The 18,756-nt window shown below is 41.2% G+C and carries 13 protein-coding genes, 1 tRNA gene and 1 pseudogene; 3 read left to right on the forward strand and 12 right to left on the reverse strand.

Features of this window, described 5'->3' with window-relative positions; all coding sequences use genetic code 11:
* From H5232_RS05760 to H5232_RS05810, 11 genes and pseudogenes are all read right to left on the reverse strand, one after another.
* A partial coding sequence (locus H5232_RS05760; RefSeq protein ID WP_182830634.1) for a monovalent cation/H+ antiporter subunit A occupies positions 1-2,424 on the reverse strand: 2,424 nt, incomplete at its 3' end.
* Positions 2,425-2,637: 213 nt separating this feature from the next.
* Complete coding sequence (locus H5232_RS05765; RefSeq protein WP_182830635.1) at positions 2,638-3,849, reverse strand: hypothetical protein; 1,212 nt, start codon at positions 3,847-3,849, stop codon at positions 2,638-2,640.
* A complete protein-coding gene (nlpI, locus tag H5232_RS05770; protein WP_182718695.1) occupies positions 3,833-4,711 on the reverse strand; it encodes a lipoprotein NlpI in 879 nt (292 codons plus the stop codon). Before nlpI ends, H5232_RS05765 begins: the two co-directional genes overlap by 17 nt.
* Before the next feature lie 138 nt (positions 4,712-4,849).
* On the reverse strand, positions 4,850-6,976 hold the full coding sequence (pnp, locus tag H5232_RS05775; RefSeq protein WP_182762560.1) for a polyribonucleotide nucleotidyltransferase: 2,127 nt from the start codon (positions 6,974-6,976) through the stop codon (positions 4,850-4,852).
* Positions 6,977-7,329: 353 nt separating this feature from the next.
* The gene (rpsO, locus tag H5232_RS05780) at positions 7,330-7,599 is read right to left on the reverse strand and encodes a 30S ribosomal protein S15 (protein WP_016707659.1); all 270 of its coding nucleotides are present in this window, start codon (positions 7,597-7,599) and stop codon (positions 7,330-7,332) included.
* Positions 7,600-7,707: 108 nt separating this feature from the next.
* A complete protein-coding gene (gene truB, locus H5232_RS05785) occupies positions 7,708-8,658 on the reverse strand; it encodes a tRNA pseudouridine(55) synthase TruB (RefSeq protein ID WP_145240440.1) in 951 nt (316 codons plus the stop codon).
* The gene (gene rbfA / locus H5232_RS05790) at positions 8,642-9,100 is read right to left on the reverse strand and encodes a 30S ribosome-binding factor RbfA (protein ID WP_182740728.1); all 459 of its coding nucleotides are present in this window, start codon (positions 9,098-9,100) and stop codon (positions 8,642-8,644) included. The genes truB and rbfA overlap by 17 nt, the downstream gene beginning before the upstream one ends.
* Positions 9,101-9,211: 111 nt before the next feature.
* A pseudogene (infB, locus tag H5232_RS05795) lies at positions 9,212-11,869 on the reverse strand (translation initiation factor IF-2).
* Positions 11,870-11,894: 25 nt separating this feature from the next.
* Positions 11,895-13,394 carry a transcription termination factor NusA gene (gene nusA, locus H5232_RS05800; RefSeq protein WP_145240434.1) on the reverse strand — a complete coding sequence of 500 codons (1,500 nt, stop codon included), beginning with the start codon at positions 13,392-13,394 and terminating at the stop codon, positions 11,895-11,897.
* Between the two features lie 38 nt (positions 13,395-13,432).
* The gene (rimP, locus tag H5232_RS05805) at positions 13,433-13,888 is read right to left on the reverse strand and encodes a ribosome maturation factor RimP (RefSeq protein WP_145240432.1); all 456 of its coding nucleotides are present in this window, start codon (positions 13,886-13,888) and stop codon (positions 13,433-13,435) included.
* Positions 13,889-14,208: 320 nt separating this feature from the next.
* Positions 14,209-14,285, reverse strand: a tRNA-Met gene (locus H5232_RS05810).
* A 509-nt stretch (positions 14,286-14,794) separates the two neighbouring features.
* Between H5232_RS05810 and H5232_RS05815 the strand changes: the two genes are divergently transcribed.
* A complete protein-coding gene (locus H5232_RS05815) occupies positions 14,795-15,085 on the forward strand; it encodes a hypothetical protein (RefSeq protein WP_182784354.1) in 291 nt (96 codons plus the stop codon).
* A 17-nt stretch (positions 15,086-15,102) separates the two neighbouring features.
* Here H5232_RS05815 and H5232_RS05820 read toward each other — a convergent pair whose 3' ends face one another.
* Positions 15,103-15,915 carry a hypothetical protein gene (locus tag H5232_RS05820; protein WP_182718633.1) on the reverse strand — a complete coding sequence of 271 codons (813 nt, stop codon included), beginning with the start codon at positions 15,913-15,915 and terminating at the stop codon, positions 15,103-15,105.
* A gap of 111 nt (positions 15,916-16,026) precedes the next feature.
* On the opposite strand from H5232_RS05820, the gene H5232_RS05825 reads away from it, so the two are divergent.
* Together H5232_RS05825 and H5232_RS05830 are read left to right on the forward strand one after the other, a co-directional pair.
* A complete protein-coding gene (locus H5232_RS05825; RefSeq protein ID WP_145240426.1) occupies positions 16,027-17,580 on the forward strand; it encodes a cryptochrome/photolyase family protein in 1,554 nt (517 codons plus the stop codon).
* Positions 17,581-17,695: 115 nt separating this feature from the next.
* Complete coding sequence (locus tag H5232_RS05830; protein ID WP_145240424.1) at positions 17,696-18,709, forward strand: phospholipase; 1,014 nt, start codon at positions 17,696-17,698, stop codon at positions 18,707-18,709.
* Positions 18,710-18,756: the final 47 nt, after the last annotated feature.

The raw sequence follows: 18,756 nt of genomic DNA on the forward strand, positions 1-18,756 counted from the left end.
CAAAAATATATACGCAGAGACTAATAACGCCAATGGCAATAAACTTTGTGAAATACTGGCTAATAACAGTGGATGACGTTCTCGCGCCCAAGGGCGACCTTCACTGTCACTGGCTGGCATAAACAATGGTAAATTAGTTAATACTTTATAAATACCTAACGCTGCAATCCCCAGTACCGTGATTTCCCCTAGGGTATCAAAGCCCCTGAAATCAACCAAAATAACGTTTACGACATTGGTACCGCCTCCGCCAGTTTTTGCATTGGCGATAAAGAAATCTGAAATTGACTCAAGCGGACGCGTTAATAATGCATAACAAATACTGGCAATAACCACCCCCACTGCTGAGGCAATCCCTAAATCACGTAAAATACGTAATGAACTCGACTCTTTAGGGGTGCGTTGCGGTAAGAAGAATAATGCCAGCATTAATAAAATGACTATCACTACCTCTACGGTTAACTGTGTAAGCGCTAAATCGGGCGCTGAGAAGCGAGTAAATGCCACTGAAACCATTAACCCTACGATTGATATCATCAATAACGATACCATCCGTGAGCGATGCCAAATCACAGTGCTAATGGCGCCGATGATCATTAAACCTGCACCAATGGCATTATGAAAATCGATCGGCGTACGTGGCGCAGTACCCGCCAAAGCGTTCATTTCAAACAATGGCCAACCAGCACACAACAATACGACCCCCAACATCACAACAATGTAACGTTGCAGAGAACCATTTTCGGTGCTGCTGATTTTTTCTTGACTCCACTTAATGATCGCATAGACAAACCGCTCAAAGGTTTTTTTAGCATTTAATGGAGGTAGTGATGCTTGAAACTTAAATAAGTGCTTGCGCTGAATATATATAAATACACCGCCCACGACAGCCATCGCACTCATAAGCAATGGTAAATTAAAACCATGCCAAATTGACAGTTTAAACTGTGGTGTCGCTTCCCCAAGAACTGCTAGCGACGCCGCTGACAAAATACCATCAACCACAAAGTTTGGAAACATACCGACTAGTAAACACAACACAACGAGTATTTCGATTGGCACACGCATATAGCGAGGAGGCTCATGCGGTGTTTTTGGTAAATTGATTGGGTCGCCATTAAAGAATACATCGTGAATAAAGCGTGCCGAATATGCTACAGAAAAAGCAGCCGCTAGAGTTGCTAATACAGGAATAAGCCACGACATAGAACCAAGTATTGGTTGATGTAAGGTTTCTGCAAAAAACATTTCTTTTGACAAGAAACCATTTAATAGCGGCACCCCAGCCATTGCCGCTGCAGCAACCATTGCCAGTGTCGCTGTATAAGGCATAAATCGCCACATACCATTGAGCTTACGCATATCTCGCGTACCAGTTTCATGGTCAATAATACCGGTGGCCATAAATAATGATGCTTTAAACGTTGCATGGTTAATAATATGAAATATTGCCGCTACTGTGGCAAGTTCAGTATCTAACCCAAGTAATAAAGTGATCAAACCTAAATGGCTAATGGTTGAATACGCCAGCAGCCCTTTTAAATCATGCTTAAATAAAGCGATGTAGGCGCCGACCAATAACGTTGTTAAGCCGGTCATGGCAACCAAAATAAACCAGATATCTGTTCCAGCTAACGCTGGATAAAAACGTGCAAGCAGGAAGATACCGGCTTTTACCATAGTCGCTGAATGCAAATAGGCACTCACTGGCGTTGGGGCTGCCATTGCGTGCGGTAACCAAAAATGAAATGGGAATTGAGCTGATTTAGTAAATGCACCTAGCAATACCAACACTAATGCAACTTCGTATAAGTCATGTGACTGGATCAATGTTTTGCTAGCTAAAATAACGTCTAGATCATAGCTACCAACAATATCACCAAGCAGTAGTAAGCCGCCTAGTAGAGCTAATCCACCGGCTCCAGTGACTGCTAATGCCATACGTGCCCCTTTGCGGGCCTCTGATTTATGCCACCAAAAACTGATTAACAAAAATGAGCTAATACTGGTTAATTCCCAAAACAGCCATAGTTGAATCACGTTATTCGACATCACAATACCGAGCATTGCAGTCATAAACAGCATTAAGTAACAGTATAATTTTGGCATCGAGTCATTATTACTTAGGTAATAACGGGTATAAAAAATAACCAGCAACCCGATCCCTAAGATCATAAAGATAAACAATAAGCTTAAGCCATCTAGGCGAAAAGCCAGCTCCATACCCAGCGCTGGTATCCATTGAGTGGTAAAGCGAATTGTCTCACCCGCTAAAACCGCTGGCGTGTGATAAATCGCAATTGCTAAGGCGCATAAAGGCGCTAGCATAGTTAAGCTCGTAGATTGATTACGAGTCAATTTGCCGGTGCAGGAAGAAATAACACTGCCAATTAAGGATAACAGGGGTATCCAGAGCAAAGTCATAGAGAGAAACCTTTTGAAGTCATAAGAGTATCAATACACTGCTAGTTAGTTTTAGTTTAGTACTGGTCATTTCGGATGGTTTTAATTTTAGCTTCAATAAACGCTTTATAGGTATATAGTTATACTGATCAGCGACGATTTTGTCTATAGTAAGCCCTTCTACCTGCTGTTATTTTGTACTATTTTAGTGCTGACAGCATATTATTTACAACTTTATCCCTCAATATTTTTTTTTGTCATTTTGTTTATAAAGTTCATAGGTGCTTTAAATTGCTGAAAATAGTCGCTAAATCGTAGTGGTTGATAGCTCGGATCAGTAATTTGTTGCAACCATAATTGTTGATAATACACTGACAAAGGGATTTGTTGATATTGCATTATTGACCAGTTATGACTTGGTTTATATGCTTTAATTGGTGTTTGACAGCTATCACTTAGCTGCCAGCCAGCCGGTGGTGTAAGATCATTGGCAATAAAAAGGTTCGGCGCCACCAAGCCTTTTTGATTACATAACCACGCCTGCTTCGCTGCGGGTAATGGATACTCATCTTCAAAGCCGTTAAAGTGCATCAGCTCATGTAAAAATAAACCGTAATAACTCGCCGAGTTTAAGTGCATTATGCCACCTTGCACATTGCCTGAGCCAGTTGCGGTCATCATCACTATAAAATCAAAGCCCGTTGGCCAAGCTTTATTGTGAGCTAAAGGCTGCCAATCACATTTAGCGGCATGTTGCGGCTGTTGTTGGCAGTTTATGGAGTCCCCTAAATAAATCGGCTTACTAAAACAAAAACTGCCTGAGCTCGGTTGGGGGTGTTGTTGATAACGAATTTTAAATGCATTAAGTTTTGCTAAACCTTGGCGATGATCTGTCATCATCAACACATTAAACTGACACTGCGGTTGCGCTTGCAGCTGTGAAAAGGATAATAAAAATCCCTCATGACTGGCAAAGCTTTGGTCAATACTCGCCGGTGTGGCGCCATGGTGTAATTTTAATTGTTCTGCCGCATGACTTGCAGGCAACAGGTGTTGCTCTGCCAGTGATGTTAAATCATCCCAACGTTCTGATTGCAGTAACAATGCACTGAGTCTGCGGCGCTTATCAACACTTTGCTGAGCCACGCTAACACGCCAAAAAGGTAAAGCCGATTGTGCTTGATCATTTGTTAGTAACCGCAGTGCCCAAGCAAATTGTGCATCTGTAACAGCATTTATAGCTAATAAGTATAAGGTAGCATCAGTCAATGAATTAAGCTGAGCATTAAAATCGTCAATAAAACGATAATAACTAATAAGAATAGAATCTGGGGTATGTTTTACATGCCAAAAGGCAATATCGCGATGCTGATTAACTGAGCTTGGTAAATATCCCAAACTCAGCATAACAACAACACTAATAAATAATTTAACTGTCGTTTTCACCAGCCATTAACTCAAGCTCTAAACGGGCATATTTATATTCCACAAACTCATGCACATTGGTGGCAAGTGCTAAACGAAAGAAATCTGCGGCTTGATAATCAAGCCCTTTAGCTTGATATATTTTAGCTAAATAAAAGTAAGCTTCGCATAGCCGCTGCGCATATTCTTGTTCAGTTTTAACACCATCGGCAAGACTTGTTAAAAAGCTCTGCTCGCTCATATCGCCCAAATAAAGTGATATTAAACTATACGCCCATTGGCTATCATCCAGCCCTTGTGCATTGCTTTTTAAGTTTGCTAAAGCTTGCACAGGATCAGCGCTTGCTTGCGCTAGATAAAGCCATAACACCCGGTAAGGATCACTTGGCGAACGAGATAAAAACTCTTTAAGATCAGCTGCTGCAAGATTTGCTCTATCGCCATAGTAAAGAGCAATACCACGATTTAAGTAGGCATATTCGTGTTGCTCATTGAGTTCTAACGCTGAATCAAAAAATTCATAGGCTTTTTCAAATTGTTGCATCAAGGTATGGTGAATACCTAAAAAGTTATACACTTCGGCTAAATCGGGCTTCAATTGCACAGCACGATTAAAATCAATCCGCGCCAAGGTAGACATACCTAAACTATCAAATAATACGCCACGGTCATAAAATAATTTTGCTTGTTGATCTGGCGCTAGATCAGCACGATTTAATAATTCAGAATAACGAGCTATCGCTATTTCACTACGAAAATCAGACGCTAAAGGCGCAGTGAAAGGCACATTCACAATCGCAGTCGGTTGTGCTTGCGAAGTAGATTGACAGGCGCTTAAAGACAGAATAGCAAACGATGCCAAGGCTATGTGTTTAAGTATCATTAAAATCCTTTATACCAAGATAAGTAGCAAACTGATAGGACAAGTGTTATCCAAAGAGGTTTCATTAAAGCATAAAAAAAGAGGCTATACAGCCCCTTTTTATATTATCCAGAGAATATCTGGATTAAATATCAACAATTAAGCGTCAGTTGGTGCATCAGCTGCGGCAGCTGCTGATTCCATTGCTTCTTTGATACTTAAACGTACACGACCTTGACGGTCTACTTCTAGTACTTTAACTTTAACTTCTTGACCTTCAGATAGGTGATCTGTCACGTTATTTACGCGCTCAGTACTGATCTGAGAGATATGCACTAGGCCATCTTTACCAGGAAGAATGTTTACAAACGCACCGAAATCAACGATACGTACAACTTTACCTTCGTAGATAGTACCTACTTCTAGTTCAGCTGTTAATTGCTCAATGCGGCTGATTGCATTTGCTGCGCTTTCACCGTCTGTTGCTGCAATTTTGATTGTACCGTCATCACCGATTTCAATCGTAGTACCTGTTTCTTCAGTAAGTTGACGAATAGTTGCGCCGCCTTTACCGATAACTTCTGCGATTTTCTTCTGTGGTATCTTCATAGTGTAGATACGCGGAGCAAACATTGAAAGCTCTTCAGATGGTGCAGAAATCGCTTCGTCCATCACACTTAAGATGTGTAAACGTGCAGCTTTTGCTTGTTTAAGCGCAATTTGCATGATTTCTTGAGTGATACCTTCAATCTTGATATCCATCTGTAGTGCAGTGATACCTGCAGCAGTACCAGCTACTTTAAAGTCCATGTCACCTAAGTGATCTTCATCACCTAAGATATCAGAAAGAACTACGAATTTTTCGTCTTCTTTAACTAGACCCATCGCGATACCCGCAACAGACGCTTTAATTGGCACACCCGCATTCATAAGTGCAAGTGAAGTACCACATACTGATGCCATTGAAGATGAACCATTTGATTCAGTGATCTCAGATACAACACGGATTGAGTAAGGGAACTCAGTCAATGTAGGCATTACAGCTTGGATACCGCGCTTAGCTAGGTTACCGTGGCCGATTTCACGACGCTTAGGAGAACCTACAAAACCAGTTTCACCTACGCAGAACGGAGGGAAGTTATAGTTAAGCATAAAGTGGTTTTTATGTGTCCCAGTTAAATCATCGATTAACTGTGAATCACGTTCTGTACCAAGTGTAGCTGTTACCAGTGCTTGTGTTTCACCACGCGTAAAGATTGCAGAACCGTGAGTACGTGGCAATACGCCAGTCATTACGTCAAGTGCACGGATCATATCTGGTTCACGACCATCGATACGTTTTTCGCCAGCAGTGATGCGCCCACGTACGATTTTCTTCTCAAGAGAACCAAATACTTTGCCAACTTCTTGCTTGTCTAGTGACTCGCCTTCAGCAAGCTCAGCTGTTAATACAGCAACAACTTCGTCTTTAGCTACGCCAAGTGCTTCTTTACGAGCCACTTTATCAGTGATGCGGTAAGCTTCGCCTACTTTATCAGCTGCGATTGCTGCTACTTTATCTTCTAAAGCAACGTTCTTTTCAGGTGCTGCCCAATCCCATGTAGGTTTGCCAGCTTCTGCTTTGAATTCGTTGATTGCGTTGATGATAGCTTGAGATTGCTCATGACCATATACAACCGCACCTAGCATAACGTCTTCTGCAAGTACGTCAGCTTCTGATTCAACCATAAGTACTGCGTTATCAGTACCAGCAACAACTAAATCAAGTTGGCTTTCTTCAAGCTCTTTTAACGTTGGGTTAAGTACGTATTCGCCGTTGATGTAACCAACGCGCGCTGCACCAATTGGACCACTGAATGGGATACCAGAGATAGCAAGTGCTGCTGAAGTACCGATCATCGCAACCATATCAGGTTGAATTTCAGGGTTAACAGAAACAACAGTAGCAATAACTTGTACTTCGTTTACAAAACCATTTGGGAAAAGTGGACGAATTGGACGGTCAATAAGACGTGCAATAAGTGTTTCACCGTCGTTTGGACGACCTTCACGCTTTAAGAAACCACCAGGGATACGACCTGCAGCGTACATACGCTCTTGGTAGTTAACTGTTAGTGGGAAAAAATCTTGGCCCGGTTGTGCTTCACGCTTACCAACAACAGTAACTAATACTGATGTGTCGCCAATACTTGCTAGTACTGCGCCGTCTGCTTGACGAGCGATTGCACCGGTTTCTAGGGTAACTGTATGTTGACCTAGTTGAAATTCTTTAATAATTGCTTGCACTTAAAATGTTCCTTAAATGTGTTCTAATAAGTTGCCATCAAAGTACCAATTACAGTACATAATTGTATTCAGTTGGAAATCAATTAAGTACTACAATTGGCAATGATGTGAATAAGCGTAGATAAACCTTTTTATCTACGCGCATAGTATATAACAAAGTAATGCAAAATTGCGAGCTTAGTCCCTAGATAAAAGTGGTGATAATAGGCGCGCTAAAAAGTGTGCTTTGCTGTCACTAACTATGTGGCTTTTATTTGATATTTCAAGAGAATTAATTGTTGTGGACAGAGAGAGTGAGAAATTTCAGGCACAAAAAAAGGAGCTATAAAGCTCCTTTCTATGTAATCTAGTTCTTAGCGACGTAGGCCAAGTTCTTGGATTAACGCAGTATAACGTGCAATGTCTTTACCTTTAAGGTAATCAAGCAGTTTACGGCGAGTGCTTACTTTACGAAGCAGACCACGACGTGAGTGGAAGTCATGCTTGTGATCAGCAAAGTGACCTTGAAGCTTGTTGATATCAAAAGTAAGAAGTGCAACTTGTACTTCAGGTGAACCAGTGTCGCCTTCTGCACGTGCGAATTTTGCGATGATATCGATCTTTTCTTGATTGCTTAGTGACATAGTAACTCCAAAAATAAAATTTAAAAGGTGTCTTAGCCGATCACTAATTCAGCCAAAACGATTAGCGGGCGTATTCTACCAGCTACGGCAATAACTACAAGCTAAACTTTACGCTGTTGTTTCTTGCTGATTTGATAAGCCACGTTTTGACTTTAAATGGCCATCAGGATTACGTTCACCAGTGCCAATAAACACACCATCAGCGAGCACTTTAATTGCCCCTTCTGGCAGTTCAATATCAAGTACAACCGCCTGACCATGGCTAAAAGAACTACCTTGCTCTTTACTGAGCTCAACCACAGGTAGACCAACTAATGCGGTGTCCATTGGCAGTAATAGTTCATCAAGATAAGTAGAAGGCGTAAGCTCTTCTTGTTTCGCTTTTACTAATAACGCTTCTAACTGCTCAAGTGACACCATTTTGTCAGCAGGGTAATGCCCTACCGCACTGCGATGCAACATGATCACATGCGCGCCACAACCCAGGTTTTCGCCTAAGTCATCGACGATAGTACGAATATAAGTACCTTTTGAAACATGGGCGGTCATTTGCACTTCGTTATTAGCTTCATCGAACTCATCTAGTGTTAAACTAAATACGTTGATTTTTCTGCACTTGCGAGGTACTTCAATGCCTTCACGCGCATATTTATATAAAGGTCGGCCTTCATATTTTAACGCTGAATACATTGACGGGTATTGATCTGACTCACCTAAAAACTTAGCAATTTCTTCGCTAAGTTGCTCAGCCGTCACATTGACATCTTTAGTACTGACAATTTCACCATCAGAATCTGATGTTGTCGTACGTTCACCTAATTTAGCGCGAACTACATAGGTTTTGTCAGTATCGAGTAAAAACTGAGTAAATTTAGTCGCTTCACCAAAACAGATAGGCAGCATACCCGTTGCAAGCGGATCAAGGGCACCGGTGTGCCCCGCTTTTTGTGCAAAATACACACTTTTAGCTTGCTGTAGCGCTTTATTTGATGAAATGCCTATTGGTTTGTTTAACAACAAAATACCGTCAACTGGACGGCCTTTACTGCGCTTTGCCATCTGTATTAGTGCCTTTTTCGCTGTCTGTTTCGTCGATATGCTCTGCATCATCTACGCTATCAACTTCGTCATCTACATGCTTTGCTTTATCTTCACGAATAATAGAATCAACAAGGTTTGAAATACGCATGCCTTCCATCAGTGAATTATCAACCACAAACTTAAGCTCTGGCATAATACGGGCACGAATGCGTTTGCCAAGTAGTGAGCGAATATAACCGGTCGCTTCATTTAATACTTTAGCACTTTGCTTTGCAGCATCTTCATCTTGGGTGTTAAACACAGTAATAAAGATTTTTGCATAAGATAAATCACGTGATACTTCTACAGCAGATACTGTAACCATACCTAAACGTGGATCTTTAATTTCACGTTGCAAAATAACAGCAATTTCTTTTTGAATTTGCTGAGCAACACGATCAGTACGAGAAAACTCTCTCATTAGACTCTACTCTAAAAATTATAACTCATTGAGAAATATAAATAAGTTATTTAAATAATGGATACACAAATGGGGGCTGAGCCCCCATTTATTATCTTAGCTTACGAACAATTAAAGTGTACGTTGTACTTCAACTGTTTCGAATACTTCGATTTGGTCACCAACGCGAACATCATTGTAGTTCTTAACGCCGATACCACATTCCATGCCGTTACGAACATCAGCAACATCGTCTTTAAAGCGACGAAGTGATTCAAGCTCACCTTCGTAGATAACCACGTTATCACGAAGTACACGAATTGGTGCGCTACGTTTAATAACACCTTCAGTAACCATACAACCAGCGATAGCGCCAATTTTAGGTGACTTGAACACGTCACGAACTTCAGCTAGACCAATGATCTCTTGCTTGAACTCTGGTGCTAACATACCAGACATAGCTTGCTTCACTTCGTCAATCAAGCTATAGATAACGCTGTAGTAACGTAAGTCTAAGTTCTCAGACTCAATTACTTTACGTGCCGATGCATCAGCACGAACGTTAAAGCCAACCACGATTGCATTAGATGCTGCAGCAAGGGTTGCGTCAGTTTCAGTGATACCACCTACGCCTGAGCCTACAATCTTCACTTTAACTTCATCTGTTGACAGTTTTGTCAATGAATCAGAGATTGCTTCGATTGAACCTTGAACGTCTGCTTTAAGTACCACATTAACTTCAGACACATTGCCTTCAGTCATGTTAGTAAACATGTTTTCAAGCTTCGCTTTTTGCTGACGTGCTAGTTTAACATCACGGAATTTACCTTGACGGTAAAGTGCAACTTCACGGGCTTTACGCTCGTCTTTAACTACAGTTGCTTCGTCGCCCGCAGCTGGAATACCAGATAGACCTAAAATCTCAACTGGGATTGAAGGACCTGCAGACTTGATGTCTTTACCGTTTTCATCGCGCATTGCACGAACACGACCATACTCAAGACCACATAATACAATGTCACCTTGGTTAAGCGTACCAGATTGTACAAGGATAGAAGCAACTGGACCACGGCCTTTATCAAGACGAGATTCAATAACAACACCAGCAGCCATACCCACAGTTGGAGCAGTAAGTTCTAACAACTCAGATTGGTTTAATACCGCTTCAAGAAGGTCATCAATACCTAAACCAGTTTTAGCAGAAATATGCACATACTGTGTATCACCGCCCCACTCTTCAGGAATAACGTCTAGTTGAGCAAGCTCATTCTTAACGCGATCTGGGTCTACGCCTTCTTTATCCATTTTGTTAACAGCGATAATTAAAGGAACGCCAGCTGCACGCGCATGCTGAACCGCTTCTTTAGTTTGTGGCATTACACCATCATCTGCTGCAACCACTAGGATTACGATATCTGTTGCTTTAGCACCACGAGCACGCATTGACGTAAACGCCGCGTGACCTGGAGTATCCAAGAAAGTGATCATGTTACCATTTACGTCAACATGATAAGCACCGATATGCTGTGTGATACCACCGGCTTCGCCAGAGGCCACTTTTGCTGAACGAATATAATCAAGCGTTGACGTTTTACCGTGGTCAACGTGACCCATTACAGTTACTACTGGTGCACGTGGCTCAGATTTACCATCTTCATGACGGTCATTTAGTACTGTTTGCTCTAATTCGTTTTCTTTAACAATGATAACTTTGTGGCCCATTTCTTCTGCAACTAACTGTGCAGCTTCTTGGTCGATCACTTGGTTAATGGTAACCATGTCACCCATTTTCATCATTGTTTTTACAACTTCAGCGCCCTTAACGGCCATGCGTGATGCAAGCTCAGCAACTGTAATTGTTTCGCTAATACGCACTTCGTTTTTCACGTCAACCGTTGGCTTTTGGAAGCCATGTTGTAATGAAGCTGGTGCTTTTAGCTTGCTTTTCTTGCCTCTCGAAGGAACAAATTTCTCCTTCGCTGGGGCTTTTTTCTTTTTCTTAGCACGGCGTGTGCCTTGCTCATCACGCGCATCAGCAACATCTTCTGCTTCACGTGCGTAAGTAGAAGTAGTAAGGTGGTGATCAGCGATTTAATCGCGCTTCTTACGTTCTTCTCCTTCTTTGTTCCTGCGGGCTGAATTTTCTTCTCCTAGCTTTCTTGCCTCTTCTGCTTGACGTTTCGCTTCTTCTTCAGCTTTCTTCAATGCGGCCTCTTCTGCTTCTTTTTGCAGACGCTCAGCTTCAACGCGATCTTTTTCAGACTTCGCGGTTTGTTCTGGGGTCATCTGCTTCTGTTTTGCTACACGTTCAGCATCTGCTTTACGTTTAGCTTCTTCTTTCACTTTACGGTCAGCCTCTTCTTTGGCTTTACGCTCTGCGTCTTGTTTTGCTTTAAGCTCAGCTGCTTCTTTTGCAGCTTGTTGCTCAAGTTCACGACGAGCGGCTTCTTCTGCTGCTATACGTGCTTGCTCTTGCTCTTGCTCAACCGCGCTTTTCTTCACGTAAGTACGTGTTTTACGTACTTCAACTTGTACTGACTTTGCTTGACCTGTAGAACCCGTAACACTTAATGTGCTTTTGCTCTTACGTTGCAATGTCATACGCGCTGGGCCATCTGAGCCTGTGCCGCCGTGTTGCTTGCTTAAGTGATCAAGTAACGTTGCTTTTTCTGCTTCAGTTACATTATCACCCGCTTGCTTAGTGATACCGGCTTGCGATAATTGTTGAAGCAATTTATCAACAGTTGTACCAATATCCCCGGCTAGTTTTTCAACATTTACTTCTGCCATAGTCTCTAATACCTCCGTTAATAAATTACTCGTCTGCGAACCAACAAATGTTGCGCGCAGCCATAATTAGCTCACCCGCTTTCTCTGGAGAAAGCTCTGTAATATCGACTAATTCATCAATACCTTGCTCTGCTAAATCTTCTAGCGTAACAACCCCTTTGCTTGCCATAACAAACGCAAGGTGACGCTCTAACCCTTCAAGTGCTAATAAGTCTTCAGCAGGCTCTGCACCATCAAGGCTTTCTTCTGTTTTAAGTGCTTTAGTCGTTAATGCATCTTTTGCACGTGAGCGTAACAAATCAACAGTATCTTCATCTAAACCATCAATTTCTAAAAACTCAGACGCAGGCACATAGGCAACTTCTTCAAGGGTTGAGAAACCTTCGTTGATAAGTAATGTTGCAAAGTCTTCATCGATGTCTAAGTTTTCAGTGAATAAGTTAATTAACTTATCAGATTCCGCTTCGTTCTTAGCGCGCATCTCTTCAACTGTCATTACGTTTAGTTCCCAACCAGTTAACTGGCTAGCAAGACGTACGTTTTGACCGTTACGACCAATTGCTTGTGCTAGGTTATCAGCTTCAACAGCGATATCCATTGAATGGGTGTCTTCATCCATTACAATTGAAGCAACTTCAGCAGGTGACATTGCATTAATAACGAACTGGGCTGGGTTGTCATCGTAAAGTACGATATCAACACGTTCACCACCTAATTCGGTAGAAACAGCTTGTACACGTGCACCACGCATACCAACACACGCACCAATTGGGTCGATACGTTTGTCGTTAGATTTCACGGCGATTTTAGCACGTGAACCTGGATCACGTGCCGCTGCACGTAATTCAATCATCTCTTCGCCAATTTCTGGCACCTCAATGCGGAATAATTCCATCAGCATTTCTGGCTTAGAGCGTGTTACAAATAACTGTGCACCACGAGCATCAGGTTTTACTTCATAAAGTAAACCACGGATGCGATCGCCAGGACGGAAATTTTCACGTGGTAACATGTCATCACGGTAAATAACCGCTTCAGCATTGTTACCTAAATCTAATACGATTGCGTCACGCGTTGCTTTTTTCACAACACCTGTTACTAACTCGCCTTGTTGATCTTTATAAGCTTCTACAACAAGTGCGCGCTCAGCTTCACGTACTTTTTGTACGATTACTTGTTTCGCCATTTGTGTAGTAATACGGTCAAATTTAATTGACTCGATTTGCTCTTCGATGAAATCACCAATCTTAAGATCTGGGTCATCAACCTGAGCCGCTTCTAACGTGATTTCGCTGTAAGGGTTTTCCAGTGAGCCATCTTCAAGTACTGCAGCAATCTGCCAACGACGGTAAGTGTCGTAGTCACCTGTTTTACGGTCAATTGCAACGCGTACTTCAATTTCACCAGTGTGTTTTTTCTTAGTCGCAGTCGCTAATGCGAACTCTAACGCTTCGAAAATCTTTTCTTTTGGAACCGCTTTCTCATTGGAAACGGCTTCAGCAACCAATAATATCTCTTTTGCCATGGGTTATGCCTCGCTTGCCCTATTCCTTCGCACTCGGATTAAAACTTTGCGATGATGTTCGCACGTTCAATGTTACTGAGCATAATTAACTGCTCAGTACCGTCATATGAAAGTGTGATCATATCACTGCTAACTGCTATTAGATCGCCTTTAAAATTACGGCGACCATCTTGTGGAAGCTTAGTACGCACGCGTACTTCCTCTCCTTGTGCCTTCTCGTAGTGATCTTGTTTGAATAATAGACGATCAACACCAGGAGACGATACTTCCAAATCATATTCATTTGTAATCGGGTCTTCGACATCTAAAATTGCGCTTATTTGACGACTTGCATCAGCACAGTTATCAACCGAGATCCCCGCTTCGTGATCGATATAGACCCTAAGCGTAGAATGGCGACCCGCTTGCACAAACTCTAGACCATGTAATTCAAAGCCTAACATTTCAACTGACGGTGAAAGCATGGTTAATAAATCTTGCTCAAGTTTTGTCACGAAAATTCTCCATACAAACAAAAAAAGGGCTTATAGCCCTAAAATACTTAGCTTATACCTTGATTTAAAATCAAGAGGTGCAGATACAACAACGCCCCGAACCAAGCGGGGCGTCACACCTAAAGCATAAAACTGTGTGGCCATGGGCCAAGCTTGGTTGCGGATAGCTAACACCATCTAAATTAAACCCAAAGGCTTAAACGCAAAACGCGCATTACATAGAATGCGCGACTTCAAATCAGTAACTAAAATCGCTACTCAAAAGTATGGCTTCAAGAATTGAGAAACATTAATAAAATTAATGGCTTATCTAAAAAACTTGGTTGCGGGAGCCGGATTTGAACCGACGACCTTCGGGTTATGAGCCCGACGAGCTACCAGGCTGCTCCATCCCGCGCCAACTGGTATCAAAATATCTGATACCTGCCTAGCAGCCAATTAAGTGAGCTAGACAATGGCGGCTATTATAAAGAGGCTTGGCGGAATTAGCAACCAAAAACTGGTAAAGAATGACTAGATTATAAAGTACAAAATTATAGGTCAGAACAATTCGCTATAACCGTACCAAAAGTACCCTGTTAAAAAACCAACATAAAAGCCCTAGCCTTATTGGCATTAATAAAGCACGCTATTGCGCAATTTCCATCGATTTACTCACTCTTTCCTACACAGCGTCTATACTAAGTTTTTAATGGCAATCTGCATATTTAAGGCTATTTAGAGAGGGCTTATTATGAGTATTTCTGCTCATCATCAAAAAATGTTATTATGAAGTATCGCAATAATAAAACCCAACTTTCACTGTTTTACTGTTACCTTTCATATGCAATTAAAACGTCATGCATTGACAATGCAATGGCCTAGCAGTGATGAAATAAGTGAAAAAGTTATTTGTTGTATTGCTCATTGGAACGCACTATTACCCACTTAGATCGCTTATTGTCTGTATTACCTTTTATTCATTATCATGCCAACAACCTAAGTAAATCTGGCCTCACTTGTCAGGATGTTGATTTATTATGTGATGCTTTTATAGCTGCGCTAAAAATTCATTTGGGCCGAGAATTTACGCTAAACCTAGAACAAGCGTGGCGTTATGCACTCAGGATGTTTAACAGCATAGTGAAAAGCTATTTATTTAATACCAGTAATATTGTTGCAATTAACAAGTCCGTGCAGCAGCAAGTGAATTCATAACAAATAACCTACATGCATTATTCTATACTGGCTAACTCTTGTAGAAGACGATCTATTTGGTGCTGTTCAACATCGATTAAAGTTGCATATTTTGATGTTAACGCACTCATTTTTCTAGATAAGGAGTTATCAAAAGTCGCATCAGTTAAGTTATTCGGTTGCTCTTTAGCCTGAGCTTCGAGGGCTGCTATTTGGCGATCCATTTGAGCTTGGTAAGTATCTATTTTTGATTGTCGCTGTTCAACATCTCGTTTGATTTCTTGTGACCGAATGAACGAATCAATACCTTTGCTCTGGGTTGATTGTTGGTCAATTTCAGACGTGTTTTTCGACGCAGGCAAAGCGTGTTTTTCTTTTAAGAGTCGATCAATATCCCGCTGTTCACGTGCAATTAAAACGTTATAGCGCTCTGAAATACTGGTCATTTGATTAGCTATTGCAGTTTCTTTTTTTGCACCAGATAAATTATTTAACTGCGCATCTGATTGCTCACCTAAGGCGGCAATTTGCTGATTCATTTTCTCGCTTAAGCTATCAATTTTATCTTGATGCTGTTGAATATCAGCATCAATTTGCCGAGTCCGAATATAACTATCAACGCCCGAGGTATCAATATTTTCATTAGCAACAATCTGACTAGATAAGCTTGGGTTTTGCTCTTTTACAGAGATTAGTTTCGCATCATCACCACATGGAAATTGACTAAATTCCACGACGCCTTTTTTTTCACACTGATAGACTGTGGCATGCAAAGAACTAACATGGCAAAGTGCAATGAGACAAGGTAAAACAATTTTAAATTTGCAAATAGCATACTGATATTGATTCATAAGGCGACACTCCTTTGTTTACGTATTAATACCTATACCACGACTATCAGTATTAATAAATGCGATCTAATCGACAATTTAATTCGTATAAAACAATTTTGAGCAAAATTAATGATCTATAATACTCTGAGATTTATTTTTGGCGACCAACTTAATGCCAATCACAGTTGGTATAAAGAAGAGGATCAAACACAATACCTTTATGTCATTGCTGAATTAAAACAAGAAACAGATTATGTAAAACACCATATACAAAAGGTAGCGGCGTTTTTTGCGGCAATGGAGAACTTTGCGACTGCGCTCAAACAAGCACAATTAAATGTGCTTCATTTAACACTCGATGATACCCACGATGACGCATGCATTACCTCATTACTAACACGCTTGGCGAAGCAATATCAGTGTCAACAAATCCAATATCAGTATCCTGATGAGTATAGATTAAAAACTCAACTGCAAGAGTTTGCAAACAGCAGTGACTTTAATGTTAGTGCCACAGACAGCGAACATTTTTTATTACCTTTTGCTGATATCAGCGACCATTTTAAAAAAGATAAGCATGTGAAAATGGAATTTTTTTATCGCATGATGCGCAAGCGCTTTGACATATTGATGCAAGATAATGCTCCACTAGGCGGGCAATGGAACTTTGACCAAGACAATCGTAACAAATTAAAAAAAACTGATTTAGCTGCTATCCCTGAACCAAAAATATTTACCAATAATATTGAAGCTATTTTACAGCGCATAAAAAAACACCAGGTAAATACCCTTGGCCATTGTTCAGCAACTTTATTATGGCCAACCAGTCGTGCTCAAGCAAAACAATTACTCGATTACTTTTGCACTCATCTACTCCCCTGTTTCGGAAAATTTCAAGACGCGATGACCTGTCAGAGCTCATACAAATGGAGCTTGTATCATAGTCGTATCGCGTTTGCACTTAACACAAAAATGCTGCACCCAATGCAAGTTATTAAGCAAGTACTGGCTGAGTTTGCGGCACGCCAAGAACAGATCACGCTTGCCCAAGTTGAGGGGTTTATTAGGCAAATTTTAGGTTGGCGAGAATATGTAAGAGGTATTTATTGGCAAAATATGCCTGATTACGCGAGTAAAAATGAACTTGAGGCTGCTCGTCTGTTACCAGATTATTTTTGGAGTGGCAAAACAAAAATGAACTGTATGAAACAGGCAATCACGCAGAGCTTAGAGACCGCCTACGCGCATCATATTCAACGCTTAATGATCACCGGAAACTTTTGCTTATTAACCGGTATTGATCCAAATGAAGTTGATAGCTGGTATTTGGGCATTTACATCGATGCCATTGAATGGGTAGAAATGCCTAACACCCGTGGTATGAGTCAATTTGCAGATGGCGGCCTAATCGCCACAAAACCGTATGCCGCAAGCGGTAACTACATAAACAAAATGAGTGATTACTGCACCAGCTGCCACTATAACGTAAAACAAAAAAGTGACGACACGGCTTGCCCTTTTAATAGTTTATATTGGCAATTTATGCACACCCATGAAGCCCGCTTAGCTCGTAACCCACGTATTGGCATGGTCTATAAAAATTGGCAAAAACAAGATACATCACAACAGCACGCTATTTTAGAGCGAGCGCAATGGTGCCTAAATAATATAGAAAAACTCTAACAGAAGTATCATATCAGGTAATATTGTTAATTAAATGTTTAATTAATTTGTAATTATAGTGTAATCACCCTACTTTCTAATATTAGAAATTACTCCACAACACTATGAGAACACGATGAAAAAACAGTTTTTAACGGCATTATTACTGATCAGTACAAGCCAAGCACAGGCATTTAGCCAAGAAACACATAAACGTATCGTCATCGATGCAGTGAACTATATGCAGCAGCACCCAAGCAGCACACAGTTTTCGGCATTAAGCCAATACGCTCAACAAAATAATATGACGGTAACCCAGTTAGCCGAAGTACTAGGCCAAGCAGCCTATGATGTGGATGACTTTGAAGACACCTTCTTTTGTGGTGCTGTAACGGGGTCATGTGTTCAAGCACCAATATGGGGAGCAGCAGAGAGTATTGTTAAATATACCAGCTATTGGCATTTCCAAAACCATACCCAAGGGGCTGATCAACACGGTAACGACTTTGGTGGCTACAATTACCAAAAACTGACGGTATGGGGCACCGTTGATAACTTGGCTTCAAGCTGGTTAAAAGGTGACTACCTTGATGACGGTCAAGGCGGTGAAACAGGCTGGTTTAATGCCGATTCATCAAAGTACAACAGCTATGGTATTACTGAAGCTAATTACCGAATTGACAGCCAATCAAATTACAACATGTACGATGACTTTGAAGAAATGCCTTTTCAGCCAATTGATAATTTAGGTCAATACTGGTATCAAAGCTATTTGCAAAGTGGCAACCCACAAGTGTTAGGTTTTGTTTTCCATACAACTGACTTACTACAACCACACCATACTTGGACCACATCTGATCTCAATCATTCAAGCTGGGAAAGCTGGGTAAAAGACTACTATGATCAGGAACAACTCAATGACTCTGCCCTTATTACACAAGCCATGCAAACATTTTCAGCACTGGATATAAACAGTCAAGACGTACGTCCTTTACTGACACAAGGTGGCGCTTTTTCTTATGCTCAAGGCGGTATTGTGCTTAATTCACAAGACCATTACGACCGCTTAAATACGGCAAAACAAGTGATCCCACATGCGATTGCCATGGTTGTGCACCTACTTAATCATGCCATGGTCGTACGCCAATGAAAGCGCTGAGCAGTTGTATTTTGTTATTGTTAGGACTGCTTTATAGC

The sequence above is a fragment of the Pseudoalteromonas sp. SG41-5 genome, assembly GCF_014164495.1.
GTDB classification, from domain to species: domain Bacteria; phylum Pseudomonadota; class Gammaproteobacteria; order Enterobacterales; family Alteromonadaceae; genus Pseudoalteromonas; species Pseudoalteromonas rhizosphaerae.

Excerpts from the sequence above, each read along its gene's own strand:
- nlpI (WP_182718695.1), bottom strand. The coding sequence starts at position 4,711 with ATGATACTTAAACACATAGCCTTGGCATCGTTTGCTATTCTGTCTTTA.
- rpsO (WP_016707659.1), bottom strand. The coding sequence starts at position 7,599 with ATGTCACTAAGCAATCAAGAAAAGATCGATATCATCGCAAAATTCGCA.
- truB (WP_145240440.1), bottom strand. The coding sequence starts at position 8,658 with ATGGCAAAGCGCAGTAAAGGCCGTCCAGTTGACGGTATTTTGTTGTTA.
- rbfA (WP_182740728.1), bottom strand. The coding sequence starts at position 9,100 with ATGAGAGAGTTTTCTCGTACTGATCGTGTTGCTCAGCAAATTCAAAAA.
- nusA (WP_145240434.1), bottom strand. The coding sequence starts at position 13,394 with ATGGCAAAAGAGATATTATTGGTTGCTGAAGCCGTTTCCAATGAGAAA.
- H5232_RS05820 (WP_182718633.1), bottom strand. The coding sequence starts at position 15,915 with ATGAATCAATATCAGTATGCTATTTGCAAATTTAAAATTGTTTTACCT.
- H5232_RS05825 (WP_145240426.1), top strand. The coding sequence starts at position 16,027 with ATGATCTATAATACTCTGAGATTTATTTTTGGCGACCAACTTAATGCC.
- H5232_RS05830 (WP_145240424.1), top strand. The coding sequence starts at position 17,696 with ATGAAAAAACAGTTTTTAACGGCATTATTACTGATCAGTACAAGCCAA.